15 protein-coding genes and 1 pseudogene are annotated in these 15,237 nt (G+C 69.1%); 3 read left to right on the forward strand and 13 right to left on the reverse strand.

The window, feature by feature from the left end; all coding sequences use genetic code 11:
• Positions 1-72: 72 nt before the first annotated feature.
• A complete protein-coding gene (locus tag BMY07_RS31375; protein WP_425426380.1) occupies positions 73-2,268 on the reverse strand; it encodes a catalase in 2,196 nt (731 codons plus the stop codon).
• A gap of 106 nt (positions 2,269-2,374) precedes the next feature.
• Positions 2,375-2,776: an ATP-binding protein gene (locus tag BMY07_RS34690; protein WP_177215905.1), complete on the reverse strand. Its 402-nt coding sequence runs from the start codon at positions 2,774-2,776 to the stop codon at positions 2,375-2,377.
• A 508-nt stretch (positions 2,777-3,284) separates the two neighbouring features.
• On the opposite strand from BMY07_RS34690, the gene BMY07_RS34695 reads away from it, so the two are divergent.
• Complete coding sequence (locus tag BMY07_RS34695; RefSeq protein ID WP_177215906.1) at positions 3,285-3,431, forward strand: hypothetical protein; 147 nt, start codon at positions 3,285-3,287, stop codon at positions 3,429-3,431.
• A gap of 93 nt (positions 3,432-3,524) precedes the next feature.
• On the opposite strand, the gene BMY07_RS31385 is transcribed toward BMY07_RS34695, so the two are convergent.
• The 8 genes and pseudogenes from BMY07_RS31385 to BMY07_RS31425 all read right to left on the reverse strand — a co-directional run bounded on the left by BMY07_RS31385 (position 3,525) and on the right by BMY07_RS31425 (position 10,352).
• Positions 3,525-4,007, reverse strand: coding sequence for a hypothetical protein (locus BMY07_RS31385; protein ID WP_143073734.1), 483 nt, complete (start codon positions 4,005-4,007; stop codon positions 3,525-3,527).
• A gap of 146 nt (positions 4,008-4,153) precedes the next feature.
• Positions 4,154-4,405: pseudogene (locus BMY07_RS36325) on the reverse strand (transposase); the annotation flags it as partial.
• Between the two features lie 150 nt (positions 4,406-4,555).
• Positions 4,556-4,726, reverse strand: coding sequence for a hypothetical protein (locus tag BMY07_RS34700; protein ID WP_177215907.1), 171 nt, complete (start codon positions 4,724-4,726; stop codon positions 4,556-4,558).
• A 1,032-nt stretch (positions 4,727-5,758) separates the two neighbouring features.
• Entirely contained in the window at positions 5,759-6,514 is a 756-nt protein-coding gene (locus BMY07_RS31405; RefSeq protein WP_092786593.1) for a DinB family protein, read from the reverse strand.
• A gap of 417 nt (positions 6,515-6,931) precedes the next feature.
• Positions 6,932-8,743 (reverse strand): hypothetical protein, encoded by a 1,812-nt coding sequence (locus tag BMY07_RS31410; protein ID WP_092786596.1) that lies wholly within the window; start codon positions 8,741-8,743, stop codon positions 6,932-6,934.
• 395 nt (positions 8,744-9,138) lie between these two features.
• Complete coding sequence (locus tag BMY07_RS31415) at positions 9,139-9,474, reverse strand: NUDIX domain-containing protein (RefSeq protein WP_245782767.1); 336 nt, start codon at positions 9,472-9,474, stop codon at positions 9,139-9,141.
• The gene (locus tag BMY07_RS33965; protein WP_143073735.1) at positions 9,458-9,850 is read right to left on the reverse strand and encodes an NsdA family TPR-like regulatory protein; all 393 of its coding nucleotides are present in this window, start codon (positions 9,848-9,850) and stop codon (positions 9,458-9,460) included. Before BMY07_RS33965 ends, BMY07_RS31415 begins: the two co-directional genes overlap by 17 nt.
• Positions 9,851-10,121: 271 nt before the next feature.
• On the reverse strand, positions 10,122-10,352 hold the full coding sequence (locus BMY07_RS31425; protein ID WP_092786602.1) for a hypothetical protein: 231 nt from the start codon (positions 10,350-10,352) through the stop codon (positions 10,122-10,124).
• A gap of 526 nt (positions 10,353-10,878) precedes the next feature.
• Here BMY07_RS31425 and BMY07_RS31430 point away from each other — a divergent pair.
• Both BMY07_RS31430 and BMY07_RS31435 read left to right on the forward strand, forming a co-directional pair.
• Entirely contained in the window at positions 10,879-12,138 is a 1,260-nt protein-coding gene (locus tag BMY07_RS31430; RefSeq protein WP_245782768.1) for a PP2C family protein-serine/threonine phosphatase, read from the forward strand.
• A 770-nt stretch (positions 12,139-12,908) separates the two neighbouring features.
• Positions 12,909-13,262: a MerR family transcriptional regulator gene (locus BMY07_RS31435; protein ID WP_245782769.1), complete on the forward strand. Its 354-nt coding sequence runs from the start codon at positions 12,909-12,911 to the stop codon at positions 13,260-13,262.
• Positions 13,263-13,974: 712 nt separating this feature from the next.
• On the opposite strand, the gene BMY07_RS31440 is transcribed toward BMY07_RS31435, so the two are convergent.
• From BMY07_RS31440 to BMY07_RS31450, 3 genes are all read right to left on the reverse strand, one after another.
• Positions 13,975-14,178 carry an NUDIX domain-containing protein gene (locus BMY07_RS31440; protein ID WP_245782770.1) on the reverse strand — a complete coding sequence of 68 codons (204 nt, stop codon included), beginning with the start codon at positions 14,176-14,178 and terminating at the stop codon, positions 13,975-13,977.
• A gap of 28 nt (positions 14,179-14,206) precedes the next feature.
• A complete protein-coding gene (locus BMY07_RS31445) occupies positions 14,207-14,464 on the reverse strand; it encodes a hypothetical protein (protein WP_092786604.1) in 258 nt (85 codons plus the stop codon).
• A gap of 82 nt (positions 14,465-14,546) precedes the next feature.
• The gene (locus BMY07_RS31450; protein ID WP_092786606.1) at positions 14,547-15,137 is read right to left on the reverse strand and encodes a DUF3558 family protein; all 591 of its coding nucleotides are present in this window, start codon (positions 15,135-15,137) and stop codon (positions 14,547-14,549) included.
• Positions 15,138-15,237 lie beyond the last annotated feature (100 nt).

Consider the following 15,237-nt stretch of genomic DNA (forward strand, 5'->3'; position numbering starts at 1 on the left):
GGCATACCCGACCCGGGCAATGCTAAGCGTGCTGGGCCGGGGGCAGGCCTGCCCCCGGCCCAGCACAACCGATCAGCCGGCGGGTACGGCGAACCGCTCCCACGAACGGTGACCCGCGAGGAGGTCCAGCACCTCGGTGAACACCTCCGCCGAGTCCTCTCCCACGACCACACCGATGTCATCGGTGCCGATGCCCGCCTCGGTCAGCGCCGTGGCCGCGCCACTCCAGGCGCCGATGGCCTTGGCGTGCCGGTGGGTTTCCTGGATCATGACCACGACCCTGGGGTCGACAGCGGCCAGGCGCGGGATCGCGTCGGGCGCGGGCGGTGGGGCCGCGGCCAGCAGCAGGGCGTCGAACTCGACCGAGCGGGCGGTGAGGAACGTGCGCTGCACGATCAGCCCGTCCGCGAGTTCACCACCGCGAGCGGCGATGACCAGCGGTGTCATGCCCGCGTCGGTGATCGCCTGCCTGAGGGTGTCCACACCGGCCAGGCTCGCGTCGTCGTCCGCGTCGACGACGATGCCGATCACCCTGCCGTCGGTGGGCCACCGCTTGCCCAGCTGGGACAGCGCCGCACTCGGGGTCACCTCCGGCAGCGGCACGGTCGACCCCGGCGCGGGCAGCCCGAGGCCCGCGGCGACCGCGGCGCACAGCTCGGTGTCCACATTGGCCAGTACCTGGAGCTGCCGCTCCTTGATGACCTTCTCGTAGCACTTCCCCAGTTCGAAGGTGAACGCCGCGATGACGTGCTGGCGCTCGACCGGGCTCAGGCTCCGGTAGAACAGGCGCGGCTGGCTGAAGTGGTCCTCGAACGACGCCGGGGACTTGCGTTCCTTCACAGCGGCGGCCACTGGTGCGGCGACCTCCACGTACGCGCCCATGTCGGCGCCCGCCTGGAACGGGCAGCCGCCGTCGAGGGTGTTGGGCTTGTACGGCGCCACTCCGGCGTGCACGGCGTGCTGGTGCGCCCCGTCGCGGAGCAGGTCGTTGACCGGGGCGTGCGGGCGGTTGACCGGGATCTGGTTGAAGTTCGGGCCACCCAGGCGGCTGAGCTGGGTGTCGATGTAGGAGAACAGCCGGGCGTGCAGCAGCGGGTCGTCGGTGACGTCGATGCCCGGCACCAGGTGTCCGACGTGGAAGGCGACCTGCTCGGTCTCGGCGAAGTAGTTGGTGGTGTTGCGGTTGAGCGTCAGCACGCCGACCGGCTGCACCGGGGCCAGTTCCTCCGGCACGATCTTCGTCGGGTCGAGCAGGTCCACGCCCTCGAAGATCTGCTCCGGGGTGTCCGGGAACACCTGGATGCCCAGCTCCCACTGCGGGAAGGCACCCGCCTCGATCGCGTCGAACAGGTCGCGCCGGTGGAAGTCCGGGTCGACACCGCTGAGCAGCTGCGCCTCCTCCCACGCCAACGAGTGCACGCCCAGCCGCGGCTTCCAGTGGAACTTCACCAAAGACGTCTCACCCTCGACGTTGACCAGCCGGAAGGTGTGGACGCCGAAGCCCTCCATCATCCGGTACGAGCGCGGTACGGCCCGGTCGGACATGCTCCACAGGACGTGGTGGGTGGCCTCGGTGTGCAGCGAGACGAAGTCCCAGAACGTGTCGTGCGCGCTCTGCGCCTGCGGGATCTCCCGGTCGGGGTGCGGCTTCGCGGCGTGGATGATGTCGGGGAACTTGATGCCGTCCTGGATGAAGAACACCGGGATGTTGTTGCCCACCAGGTCGAAGTTGCCCTCGGTGGTGTAGAACTTCGCGGCGAACCCCCGGGTGTCGCGCACGGTGTCGGCCGATCCGCGCGAGCCCACGACCGTGGAGAACCGCACGAACACCGGCGTGGTCTCGCCCTCGCGCAGGAACGCCGACTTGCACACCGGCCCGGCGGTGCCGTAGCCGACGAACACCCCGTGCACACCGGCGCCCCGCGCGTGAACCACCCGTTCGGGGATGCGCTCGTGGTCGAAGTGGGTGATCTTCTCCCGCAGGTGGTGGTCCTGCAGCAGGGTGGGACCACGCGCACCGGCCTTGAGGGAGTGGTCCGTGTCGTGCAATCTGGTACCGCTTGACGTGGTCAGATAAGCGCCTTGCTGCTCACGGGCCTCGTGCCCCGCGCCGGTCTCGGCCCCGGTGGCCGTCCTGGTGTCCGGCGACGCCTGATCCGCCTTGCGCGGCAACGGCTCCTGCGGCTCGGTCGGTTCGGCCACGGCCGGTGGCGCGCTTCCCGGCGCTCCCGGGATCGGCGGCGTGACGAGGTCCGTGACCTTGTCCACGGCCCTCTCCAGCGCTTCTTTCACAATGCGGGCGGGTTTGATCGACTCCACAGCGTCCTCCTAGGCACTCCCGCCCCGGCTACCCGCCTCAGCCGTATCTAAGCGACTACCGGTGACCCAGACGCGCGGTGAGCACCGTCCTGCCCTGAGCGTGGGCGAGGTCGACGGTCTGGCAGAGCGACCTGATCAACGGGAGCCCCCAGCCGTGGTCGACACCGATCCCACCCTGCGCAGGCAGCCACTCACCGTCATCGGTCACCGTCAGAACCACCGCCGTGTCGACCACCCGTACCGACACCGCCACCACGCCGCCGGTGTCGTCGCGGTAGCCGTGCTGGATCGCGTTGGTCACCGCCTCGCTCGCGCAGAGGACAACGTCGTCGAGCAGCCCATCGGCCACGCCGTTACCCACCAACCAGACCCGCAGGTCTCGTCGCGTGACCGCCACGCTCGCCGGGACCCCCGGCACTGAGAGCGTGAACAGCCGCGCGGGTACGGGAGCAGCCACTACACGTTCACCGGCCCGCACACCCGACCACGACGTCCTCCTCGTCTGCCCCGCGATCACCAATCCGGTGCGGGCGCAGGCGGTGATACCCGGGACGCTCGGGCGGCACACTCGGGGCATCGTCGGATTCGATGATTGCCCCGATTCGTCGAACGGTGATCCAGAAGCATCGGTACCGCTCGAACACCTCGTCGTACCCGACCCGCGCTGCGGGTCGCCCGTGAGTCGCGAGCCGAGCGGGTCGCCATCGCGTCTGGGTTGAACACGTGTTCGATAGCCGGGTATGCTCCCGGCGTTCCGCCCGCTCGGCCGATGGGGAAGATCGACCGAGCGGGCGGGACGTCCCCTTGGGCGCGCGCCGCCACCACCGAACTCGACGGTGAACTCCATCCGGTCCTGCGGGGTCTCGCCGAGGCCCTGCGCGGAGGGCGACCCCGAGACACGCAGGGGTTGATGCGCTCAGCCCGAGCGGCTCGTCCGGGTCGGGTGTGCCGAGCAGGTCAACGGCTTGGCCGAGTGCGTCGAGGATGGTGCGGCCGAGGTAGTCGCGGTCGTCGGCCACGACCAGAGAAGATCGCCGCTGTTGTGCACCGAGGTCCGCACGAGGTTCCCCTGGGACCAGGTGGACCGGCAAGCCGACGACGTCACCAGGTGACGGTCAGTCGAGCACCCCCGGTGGGAGTCCACGTACGACCTACCCACACAAACGCCTCACAAGCTACCGCGCCACTTCGTAGGTCCGGCCCGATCACGTCCAGTCGATCGGGCCTGGCCTCAGTGTCCGGCCGATGGTCAAGCACCCCACGAGGACCAGCACGACGAGGCTCACCCAGGCCGCCGTGTCCAGCGAGCCCTGGAACAGGACCGAGTTGAGGTAGAAGATCGGGGCCGCGGTGGCGAGGGTCAGCCCGCCCACGAACCGGCGGAGCACGTTTGCCGTGGCCGGGCTCGCCGCGAGCACGACCGAGCCAAGCGCGACCCCCACCAGCAGCACCAGGACGAGCAGCGCCTCGAAGCCGATGGTGTCCACCATGCCCCACAGAGTGAAGGGCTTGTCGGTAGAACTCTCACGCCAGGTGGCGCAGGTAAGGGCGAGCAGGGCGCCGGACAGCGCGGTGACCAGAAGCGTTCCCCGCTGGCGCGTGACGGCTTCGCCCCGCTGGACTTCCAGGCGTTCCACCTGATCCCGCAGGGTGTTCAGCCTTGCCTCGATGAGGTCGAGATCGGTCACCAGCTCCTCCTTGGCCCTGTCGTGCACACGATGATCACCATAGGGGCGGTGCGCGCTGTTCGAGATCCGTTCGAGCACACTCGCTCCCCATGGCCTCGCCAGGTGCGTCTTCGAAGGTCTGACAACCCGGGTACTACACGGAGGCACACCGGCAGTCCGGTGGCGGTGACCTCGGCGTTTAGGGCAATCTCCGAGCCGCGGTCCCATGTCAACGAGCGTTTCAGCGACGCCGGGAGCGCTCCGGCGGCGGAGATGATCGTCTCGGTGACGGTCAGGGAATCGCGGCCGGTCAGGGGGACCAGGATGAGGAACCGGCTGGTCCGCTCCACCAGGGTCGCCACCGCGGTCTTGCCTGCCTTGCCGATGACCAGGTCGCCCTCCCAATGGCCGACCGCAGCCACGCGCAATCTCCTCCCGATCCGCCAACGTCAACATCCTCCGCACGACAGGGATCCTTCTCCACCGAACACCAGCTGCTCCCACCGCCTGAACTCGCCCCATCCGCCATCCCGCTGGCCAATCCGCCCCGGCGCACTCGCGCGTGTTGATCATTTCTGGCGCGTGGTATCGCCCTTGTTGCCGACGATTGCCCAGCCGGTCATGAGGAGCGCGATCCCGCCGGTCCAGCTGCGCCAGGTGGGGTCTGCGCCGCCGACGATCGTGAGGATCAGGGAGGTGCAGAGCAGTATGGCGGCGATGATTCCCAGTACCCACCCCACCGCGACTCCCGGATCACGCCGTGCACTCAATGGTCGCTGCTTGAAGTAGTCGGAGAACGGGTTGGAAGCACTCGTTCAGGTCCTCGCCCTCGTCCGCTCCTATCCACCCAGGATTTCACATCGAACCCGGGCGCGAACCGGGCAGTTCTCGTTCCTGCCCTTCGGTTCCGGCTCGGGCAGGTACTCAGTGATCACCCGGCAGGTTCTCCGAGTCAGTCCCCTCGATCGTCCGTCCCTGGACGCCGACATCCCCTAGACGCCAGCCAAGCCCTGAAGCGAGAGCAGGCGGCATCAGGTACTTCCACCGATGCCGCCGGGCTAACCGAGACGTTCACGCCGACTGGAGGTGGTTCTCCGCGCGGTATCCGCTCTACCGCGCTCGTCGGTTCCGGCACGCCCTCCGCCGCGACCAGGCGACGATCGTGACGGCCGCTCCTAGACCCATCAAGGTGTAGGCGATGATCCTCACCGGGGTACCGGATTGCGGATACACCGCCAGCAGAACGAAGACGGCCGCGTAGATGACGGCGATCGCAACAGCGAGGACGACCACGCGTCGAGTGCGGCTAGTGGGGGTCACGGTGTTCGGAACTCCTTGTCAGCATCGGCGATGGCGTTGATCCCAGCCCGGAACGACGCCAACGCGATGCCGCACCCCAGCCCCAATGTCCGAGCACAGGTGGCGACACCTCCCGCCGCCGCGACAGCAGCTCCTGCGGCCACGAACAGCTGCCCGATGCCTTTAAGAACGCTGTCGCCACGCGTAGTCCGTCTCGCCGAAGCTGCGCCGTACGCCTTTCCGTCTACGGTGGACGATCATGCGGTAGATGAGGCGAGATCGCTGCCCGGGCTTGACGCACACCAGACCGGCGATCGAGATCCGCCCGGATCCAGATCCACGCATCGCGCTGCGCCGCTGCGGACAGACCGCCACCATCCGGGTATCTCACCCCTCCGGCCTACAAACCCGTCAAACGCCGACACGCCGTCCTGACATCGATCAACCCAGCCATTCAAGATCTGCAGCCGGCGTCAGATCGCGTTCTTCGAGCCTCCCATCGTGTCGAGGTCGCGGACGGCGAAGCTGTGGTGTGCCCACTCCTCGTTGAGGATGACCCGCAGGCACGCGGAGGCGGCACGAGGGGCAGGCGAAGGCCAGCCGGACGGCACCTCCGGCTCGCGGACCCGGTCCAGGTCCTCCTGGGTGGCGGTGGCGAGGAACTCCCGCACCTCGGCCACACGGCCTGCCCGGACCGCCGCCACGTCGGCGAGGCTCGGCTCGGCAGCCAGGTCCATGCCGAGGTCCGCGCCGTTGGTGATGAACGCCGCAGGCAGCCCGAGCGGGTGGTACGGCCGGTCCCGCCCCAGCACCGCCTGGCCGAACCACAGGTCGGTGACCATCACCAGGTGCCGCAGCGTCTGCACGAACGACCACTCCCCGTCCACCGACCGGTGAACGTCCTGCTCCGGCATCGATCCCACCCGCGCCATCGTCGGCGCCCAGAACGCCTCGACCGTCTCCCACGCGATCCGCATACCATCCGGTGTGGACGGACGCAGTCGCGTGCGCTCCGGGTGCAGGCGGTCCAGCTCGGCCTCGACCAGCGGTGCGACCTCGACGCCGTTGACCCGCAGCCCGTCGATCACCCCGTCGAGGTCGGCGCCGTTGAGCAGGGCACCGCGGATCCGGACACCGCTCAGATCCACCTCGCGAAACACGCTGCCCGCGAAGTTCGTCTCGATGAACTCGGTGCCGCTCAGGTCATCCGGTCCGCTATAGGTTGCCATCGCCGGATCCTAGGGCACGTCCTACAGATCTTGCCGGCCGTCCTCGGCATCGGACAGCTCCAGGCGATCACCAACAGCGCCTCAAGCGCACCCAGTACCGACCCGACCTGATTGACGGAATCCTCGCCCACACCGAGCTAACCCTCGAACCCGGCTCAACCTAGCCATTCAAGATCTGCAGGTGCGCCGGTTTCGCCATCCGCACGACCCCACACCCCCGCGAAACCCTTGGTAGCAAGACGATCAACGGTGCACCCACCCCCGGCGGGTCGTTGCTCTCCGGGAGGTCGAAGTTCGCCCGCGCTCGTGCCCCACCACTGCCTCGGTCCAGCCGTACCACGGCTGTACACCTCGGCGGCCCCTGTCAGTAGGCCAGGTTGCGCCAGCCCGGCCCGCGCGGGCGGAAAGCCGCGAGGCCTACGTGTGCAGGTGGCGGATGAACTCGCGGGCCCGCTCGATCCCCATCCGGTGGTTGGTCAGGCGCTGAGCGCGCGGGTCGGTCTCGGGGACCTTCGTCTCCCACTCCGCGTCGTCGTTCAGCTCTTCCAGGTCGAGGTGGACGAGGTAGGCCAAGAGCTCGGGTCGAGTGGTGGGATCCGCGGTGAGCCGCTCGCGGATGGCTGTTGTGAAGCCGCTGCGGTAGCGGGCGCCGTGGTATTCGTCGACGATGCCGAGGAAGATCGTGTCGAGGCTGGGGAACGCCGAGCGCTCGATGACCTCTGGGGGTAAGGGGGTGTGGCGTGCGCTCCGGTTCGAGCAGTCCTGTTCCAGGTCGAGTTCGAGCAGCGACCGCGCGGCCCCGGAGACGGCGAGCGCCCTCAGCCCGTCGTCGTCGATGGCCGTGTCGTGCAGGGACAGCTCCCACAGTTGGGGCAGCAGTGGCCACTGGGCGAGCGCCGCACCGGACCCCACGCTGTTGTAGTCCAATAGGACGCTGCGGAGTTCAGGGGCTTCGGCGGTCAGTACGAGGGCGCTGATCTCTTCTCCGTCGAAGCCGGTCCCGGTGAGGTCGAGGGTGCGCAGCGTGCGCCAGACCGGAGCGTCACGCAGGGCGGCAGGCCATCCGCTGCACAGGTTACCTGTGATGTTGAGTGTGGTGAGGGCCGGTAACGTGGTGGAGGTCAACAGCGCCGTGATCCCCTCCACGCCCAGTCCGCACAACGAGACCTTCACCGTGGTCAGGTTCCGGGTGTTGCGGGAGTTCGCCCAGGCGCTCACGCCCTTGTCACCGATTGGCTGCACGGCGTTGCCGTAGTAGCTCCCGACCACGCCGCGTCCACTGAGGTCGAGGTGCTCCAGGACCGGCAGGTCGACCTCGGTCGCCAGCAGCGCGGCCCCCAGCGCGTCGAGGTTGTTGCGGCTCAGGTCGAGGTGGCGGAGCCTGGGGAACGCACCCGCGGCGGCGAACGCGGCGGCGGTCCGGTCCGTGGCCACGAGGTCGGCCAGCGTCAGGCTCTCCACCCGCTGGTGATCGAGCGACCCGACCACCAGCGCGATGGTCGGGTCGTGGATGGGCAGCAGTTCGAGGGTCAACGCGGTCATCCTGCCGAGGACGCCACAGGCGACGATGGCCTCGACCCCGCGGGCGCCGAGGCCCACGCGGCCGAGTACGAGTTCGACACCGCGCACGACGAGCTCACGCAGACCGGACAGGTCGGCGGCGGCGAAGAACGCCGCGCAGGCGTCGTCGTCCTGCTCGATGACGTTGCCCGCGAACGGCTCCCACAAGGGCGACTCGCCGTTCCACCCGCAGCGGGACCCGATCCCGAGCCGCTCGAGCTGGGCGAGTTCCGGGCGGGCGGCCAACCCCCGGGCCTCGTCGAGGTCGCGCACCAGGACGTCGGCGGACCGCAGATCGGGCACGAGCCCCGACCGCAGCAGGTACGCCAGGTCGGCCCCGGACACAGCCACGTGCCGCAACCGCCACGGTCGGCCGGCGGGCGGTCGGAACGTGGGCAGGCCGGAGTGCAGGAGCGAGTCGCCGAGGTCGAGCAGGCTCAACGACTCGAGCCGGGTGGCCGCCTCGTGGTCGGCGAACCGGGCGACCTGCTCGTCGTCGTGTTCGCTGAGGAACTCGACGCCGACGGCGCGCAGGTCCGGCCAGTGCGCCAAGGAGTCGGTGATGGCGGCCAGCGAACTCCTGCGCGTGGGGGACCACCCGGCCACGACGGAGGTCACCTGGCGCACTTCCGGCTGCGCGCGCGGGTCCGGGAAAGGCGGGTCGAGCATCTGGCACCGTTGCGTACGGATGTCCAGTGAGCGAACAAGCGGCCAAGTCGCCTTGGAGTGCCCTAATGTGGCCATCGCGTACCACGACCACGGAGCCTCGCGCACCGAATCCGGCCACGCGGCAAGACCCTGGTCACACCTGGCGATCAGTTCCGGCGCGTTGCCCGCACGATCCACCGCGGCACAGAGCGCCCGAAACGCGATCTTGCTGGGCGGCCCGGCGAGAATCCGATCGATACCGTAATCGTCCACGGGAGCAGTGTACATCGCGTGTCCACTGTGGACCATTGGTCATCCACTCAGGACTCTCTGTCGCCGAGCGGGTGCCCGCACAGGCTGGCGTCCATGACCATGCCGGACTCGGTCGAGGCGTCGTGGAGCCTTCGAGAGGTCGCTCAGCCTTGGTGTTCGCAGTACTCCGGAGCCGTGGAGTTGAGTGCCGCGATGGCGCGCAGGAACCGGTCGACGAGAGTTGGACCGAGCATGGCCATGGCCTCGGCGATGTCCACGAAGGCGAACTCGCTGATCTCCGGGTCTGTGATCCGGAGCTTGAGCACGTCCGCTGCTGACAGTTGACCGGCATCGAACACGAAGGCCAGCAGGTCGTCCCACGGACCATCCGGAGGAACCCAGTCGAGCGCGCGCATCCGACCTGCGGTCACCTTGAGCCCGAGTTCCTCGCGCAGCTCACGCTCCGCCGCTCTCCGAGGGGCCTCATTGCTTTCGACCATCCCGCCCGGCAGGTTCCACCCGTCCTTGCAAGTCGAGTTGACCAACAAGATAGAGGGCGATCTCGCGGGCGTGTCCAGTGGGATAGGCGGCGATCGCTGCTGCCAGCAGGGGTTTGGCCCGCTCGGGTTCGCCCAGTTCGATCAGGCACCGACCGGCCATGACATCGATTTCGTGGCGGTTGAGCCAGTAGACCCATTCCCGTTCCGCTATCCCCGGAGCATGCTGCTCGTAGAGTTCATCGACGGTGTCGAGCGCGCGCCGGGTGCCGTCGCGGTCCTGGCACCGGGCGGCGGCCATGGCGACGCGTTCGTGCAGCAGTGCCCGCACCACAGGTGTCGCGTGCCTGGCACCCTTGGCCGCCGACCGGGCGAGCACGGTGAGATGACCGCGACTGCCGCGGAACCCACCAACTCTGCCAGTTCGCGGTGGTCGAGGTACTCGATGTCCCCGCCGATCAGGGGCACGACCCGGTCACGGAAGTAGCGGGTGTCGGGGACGGGACCGGCCAGCCGCAGCCCGGTGCCCGCCCGGCGGGCGGCGTGGATGGCGTCCTCGACGCCCTTCTGCGGCACGGGGCGACCGGTCCAGACCGGCACGCCGCCGCCGGGGCCGGGAGACCACCGGTCCAGGTCGACCCCGTTGGGGATCACCGTGGCCGCCGGGACGCACGAGCGCCGCCGGTCGGCGGTGTGGGCGCTGACGGCGGGGACTCGCCCGAGGAGCCGAGGGAGATGGCCGACTCCAGCCACGGCGTCGGCGGGGTGTGCAAGGTGGTCAGCATCGGGACGGACAGGGCGGCGGCCATGGCGACGGGGAGGTGGTGCAGCGAGTTGTTGTGGACCACGTCGTAGTCGGGGTCGACGGCCAGTGCCAGCATCAATCGCAGGTAGGCGTGGTGTGAGGACGTGGACGCCGTGCGCGGGGTCGGAACCCGGCCCGCCGAAGACGTCCACCGCGTGTCCGCGCACCCGCAGGTGGTGCGCGAGTTGCCAGGTGTGCGCCTCCAGCCTGCCGGGAAACGGCCGGCGGATCGGGCAACTGGCCGACGCGATGAGGGCGACCCGCAGCGGACCCGTCCGCGAGCGGCTCGGACTCGCGCGGAGGACTGGGTACAAGGGGTCCGTGCGGCGGTGTGCCGTGGTGATCCGGCTGTGCCCACCCGGACGAGGAGCCAACACACGCGGGTACCCGCGGCACCGTGCTTCAACCCGGTACCGGTCGGTTGCAGGCGAGGACGGCATGTCTCAACTGTCCGGTGTGGTGTCGCGCCTACTCAAAGTGGAGAAGTCGCGGACGGGCGCGTACGCATCCACGCCGCGGCGCACGATCGGTTGGACTCGAGGAGGTAGGAGTCAACACGAGGAGACCATCCTGGGAGCATGGGCGCCGTCTAGGCTGCTCGCGTGGACGCGCGGAGAGGTTCCTGGCACGAGGTGCTGAGCCATGTCATCGACGCCGCGCACCGGGCCACGGCGACCGATCTGGTCGACGTCGTGTCCGAGGCTTGCGCGCGGATCGGGATGCAGGCGCGGCTGTACCTCGTCGACATGGCTCAGCGGGAGCTGCACCCGCTCCCGCCTCGCGGCGAACCGGCCGGAAGAACACTGGGCGTGGACGACACGGCAGGGGGCCGCGCGTTCCGACTCAGTGAGATCACCGTGAGCGAGGCAGGAGAACGGTCCGTGCTGTGGGTCCCGATCGTCAACGGGACCGAACGGCTCGGCGTGCTCGCCCTGCGCCTGCCCCGGGACACGGACCCGGACGACGTGGTCGTGCGGGAGCGGTGCTGGACGGTGGCGGGGCTGGTCGGACACCTCGCGGTGTCCAAGCGGGCCTACAGCGACCTGCTGCACACCGTCCGCCGACCGCGGCCGCTGTCGGTCGCCAGTGAGCTGCTGTGGCAGCTGCTCCCACCGCAGACCTTCGCGTGCCGCGACCTGGTCGTCTCCGCGACGATGGAGCCCTACGACCGAGTGGGCGGGGACGGCTTCGACTACGCGGTCGACGACGACCGGGCCTACTTCGCCGTCCTCGACGCCACGGGGCACGACCTGGCCGCTGGGCTGATCACCACCATGGTGCTGGCGGCCACCCGCAACGCCCGCAGGCAGGGCGGCGACCTGCCCGCCATGGCCGCCGCGGCCGATGAAGTGCTCGCCGGTCACCCCACCCAGGGGGTGTGCACGGCGGTGCTCGCCGATCTTGACCTCGCCACCGGCGAGTTGCGCTACCTGCTCGCGGGCCACCCGCCACCGGTACTCCTGCGCGGCGGCCGCCTGGTCGGACCGCTGAGCACCCGACCGCGCGTCCCACTGGGGATGAACGGGCTCCACGAGCCCACGAGAGCCTCAGGGGTGGGTGTCGAGCAACTGCGCCAAGGCGACCGACTGCTGCTCTACACCGACGGCATCACCGAGGCCCGCGACCCCGATGGCGCCTTCTTCGGTGTTGACCGCCTCGTCGCCCTCACCGAACACCACGAGGCAGCAGGCCTGCCCGCACCCGAGACGTTGCGTCGCGTCACCCGCGCGGTCCTCGACCACCAGAACGGCGTCCTCCAGGACGACGCAACACTCGTGCTCGTGGAGTGGTCGCCCGCCGCGAGCGACAAGCTGCTGCCCCGGTTGCGACCTCGACCCGGTGCCCCCTGGCCCGCCGACTAGGCCCTGTTCCGGCAAGGGCGTAGCGCTGCCTCACCGAAGTACGTGGGAGCGGCGGCCCAGGGGCTTGACGCCGTGGCTCGCCTCACGCACGCACCCTCGAGTCCAACTGGACCGGTGCGGCGGACGCGGGGATCCACGGCCTCGAACTCCGGACGTCCGCTCACGGGTCACCGCGGCCGGGGAGCACACCCAGCACGACATCGTCGCAGGTGGGGACACCTCGACCTGACGTACGACAAAATCTGTCCCCGCTGGAGTAGACAATCCCCCACGGCTGTGCATAGGATGGCTCCAGCCACAGAAGAGGAAAAGTCCCATAGGCGTGGGAGATGACGAACTACCCACGGCTAGGTCGCAGTCGTGAGGCACGAGCGATCAGGCACGTCGGAGCCGAGCCGTGGAAGGGGCTCCGGGTGGTGATCGCAGTTGGTCGGCGAGGGGTATTTGAACGCAGATGAGAGCCTTCGCCGACCGAGCAAGCGCAAGCAAGTCAAGGGTCCGGTGAACAAGGTAGGAATCAGAGGAGAAGGGAAGGGTTGCGCGCCATCGGATTTCCCGCCGAGGAGTGAAGCACTCAAGGTGAGTACCGCACTCGAGTCAGATGGGGTGGTGGTTTCCGGTTACGTACAAACGATTCTCGTGTTGTCCGCAGCTTGCGCGGGTGACGCGTACCTGACCGGTCGTTTTCCGACCGGTCGATCGAAGTCAACCCATAACCCTTGGGGCCCGGTGCCGTTGCGGCACCGGGCCCCTCGTGATGCGGAGGTGCAGTGCGCGAGGACAGAGAGCAGCCGCAGGCAGCGGCAGACAACTTCGACGACGACCACTACCCGGCCTACACGATGGGCAGAGCCGCGGAGATGCTGGGAACCACACCGGGGTTCCTGCGCAGCCTGGACGAGGCGGGGCTGATCGAGCCGCAGCGCTCTTCCGGCGGACACCGCCGCTACTCCCGTCACCAACTGCGCATCGCGGGGCGCGCCCGCGAACTCGTCGACCAAGGCGCCGGCGTGGAAGCCGCGTGCCGCATCGTCAGCCTGGAGGACCAGCTCCGAGAAGCACGCGCTCTCAACGAGGCGCTCGCGCCATCCGAACAGGACATGCCTCCACAGCGCGATCTGTGACGTGGCCCCCGACGAGACGCGGGCGAACCACCTGAACCAACCTGCGCCGCGCCGGGTGGAGGTAGTTCGGCACCGGAATGGCCGGTGCCGAACGATTCCCCGCGCCGCGCACTACCCGCCCCTCCTGGATGTCACCGGGGCACGCACCAACCGATCAGGACATCAGCCGAACCATGTGGACCCGCGATCCCCAACCGCGATCGCGGCGACCACGGCGGTCAACAAGCGAATCCCCAGACCGATGCCGGACCGCCAAGCTCCCGACACGGCAAGGCTGACCGAGACCCTTCGGTGGGTTTTGACCGGCCCCGGCCCAACCCCGAACGGGAACGGCTACCCCACGCGGCGCGCTCCCGACATGCTGCGGCGGAGTGTCCGGCTGTGCGCGCCAGAACCTACGTGCACCCAGCTCAAGCAGCGTGGGCGGCCAACATGCGGGTACAGCATGGTTGTCGGGCCACTCTCAGGTCGCATCCTGCCCAGCGGTGATCCAATGCGATCAACGTGCGTTCGATGACTCCGCCGATTCGGTCCGGCCGGCGTGCGGTGAGGCATTAGATCTGGTCGGGTTCGAGGTGCTGGGGGCGTGCTCGCTGGGGCACCGCGGCGGCTAGCGATCGATGGGTTCGGTGCTGGTTGTAGTGACGCTGAAGTGAACTTCAATCGGCGAGGGCCAGTGGTTCCGGGCCGAGTTGGTCAGCGAGGAGGTCGTCTAGGAGCGCGGGCAGCGTTGGGGGTCTTCGCCGTCGTCGAGGCCGCCGCCGGGGAGTTCCCACCAGTGGTGGTCGGGGTCGGTGGGGTCCAGGGCGTGGATGAGGAGCACGCGGTCGGCGGGGTCCAAGAGGAGGACGCGGGCGCCGATGCGGGGTGTTGTGGTGCGGGTGGGCACGGCGTGGGCCGGTCCGCTGGCGGGCATGGTGCCAGCAGGGGATCGTGAACCGGATTCAGAACAAGGTCGGTTCCGACTCGGCGAGTGTGGCCACCGTGGCGGGGTCCGACGTTAGCACGCGTGTGGTGACGGTCAGGGCCAGGCGCACCGTGAGCGCGGAGTGGTCGGTGAGTCGCGTGCCGTCGGACGCAGGTGTCCTGGTTTCGTGGAGGTAGTCGCAGGTGAGCAGGACGTCGGCGTCGCGCACGAGGCCTGCTTGCCCGGAGAGCCAGGTAGCCAGGACGCTCTCGAGTTCCCTGCAGGTGACTAACAAGGCGCCAACGACTATCTGCGGTCTTCCTGGCGGCTGTCCCTCGGCGTGGTGGTCCGCCGGGACCGGGGTCAGCAGGTCCGCCTCAACTGCCCAACTGCTCGACCACCGACTCCGCCACCACCCGGGCCTTGGCGCAGACGGGGAATGTCGGGTCGGCCGGGTAGACCGACAACTCGGCCTGTACCGACTGCCGCTCGGCCACTCGGACCACTACCGAACACCCGGTGGCGGGCGGGTCGTTCTCGTGCGAGGCGACCACCGCGGGCTGTCCCCGTACCTCGGCGGCGACCAGGTACAGCCATCGTCCCGGCTGGCCGAACTCCTCGGCGACCCGGTCGACCCCGTCGAAGAGCGTCAGCACGAGCCGTACCCCCTGCCCGCCCTCCCAAGTGCAGTCCGCACGATCGGGTTCCGAGTAGTGGAAGTGCGGCTTCCCGTCGAACCCCACCCGCTGCGACACGGCGGGCGGGACGAGGTCGCAGGGCTTGAGGAAGAAGGCGGACAAGTCGTATAACTTGGTGAGCGCCGGGGGCACGTCGAACGTCGGAGCGACCGCAGGTGGTTGGGGACTGCCGCAACCGCCCACGAGAACCACCGTTGTGGCGACGGCCCACCACTTGCCGAACACCCTCACCCGAGCACCCCCGCCTGTCCCGACATCCTTGAAGATCATCGCACGGTCTCCGCGCACGCGGGCCGGAATGGCCGGGTCGAGGTGGCACACCCAAACCCGCGTCGCCAGGCGGGCGGCGCTGACCCTGGCAGATCTTGGT

Origin of the sequence: Actinokineospora terrae (assembly GCF_900111175.1) — a bacterium.
GTDB lineage: Bacteria > Actinomycetota > Actinomycetes > Mycobacteriales > Pseudonocardiaceae > Actinokineospora > Actinokineospora terrae.

What these genes read in the sequence shown, in the direction of transcription:
- BMY07_RS31425 (WP_092786602.1), bottom strand. Translation starts at nt 10,352, where the DNA reads ATGCTGGCACTGGCCGTCGACCCCGACTACGACGTGGTCCACAACAAC.
- BMY07_RS31410 (WP_092786596.1), bottom strand. Translation starts at nt 8,743, where the DNA reads ATGCTCGACCCGCCTTTCCCGGACCCGCGCGCGCAGCCGGAAGTGCGC.
- BMY07_RS31440 (WP_245782770.1), bottom strand. Translation starts at nt 14,178, where the DNA reads ATGCCCGCCAGCGGACCGGCCCACGCCGTGCCCACCCGCACCACAACA.
- BMY07_RS31450 (WP_092786606.1), bottom strand. Translation starts at nt 15,137, where the DNA reads ATGATCTTCAAGGATGTCGGGACAGGCGGGGGTGCTCGGGTGAGGGTG.
- BMY07_RS31405 (WP_092786593.1), bottom strand. Translation starts at nt 6,514, where the DNA reads ATGGCAACCTATAGCGGACCGGATGACCTGAGCGGCACCGAGTTCATC.
- BMY07_RS31415 (WP_245782767.1), bottom strand. Translation starts at nt 9,474, where the DNA reads ATGGTCGAAAGCAATGAGGCCCCTCGGAGAGCGGCGGAGCGTGAGCTG.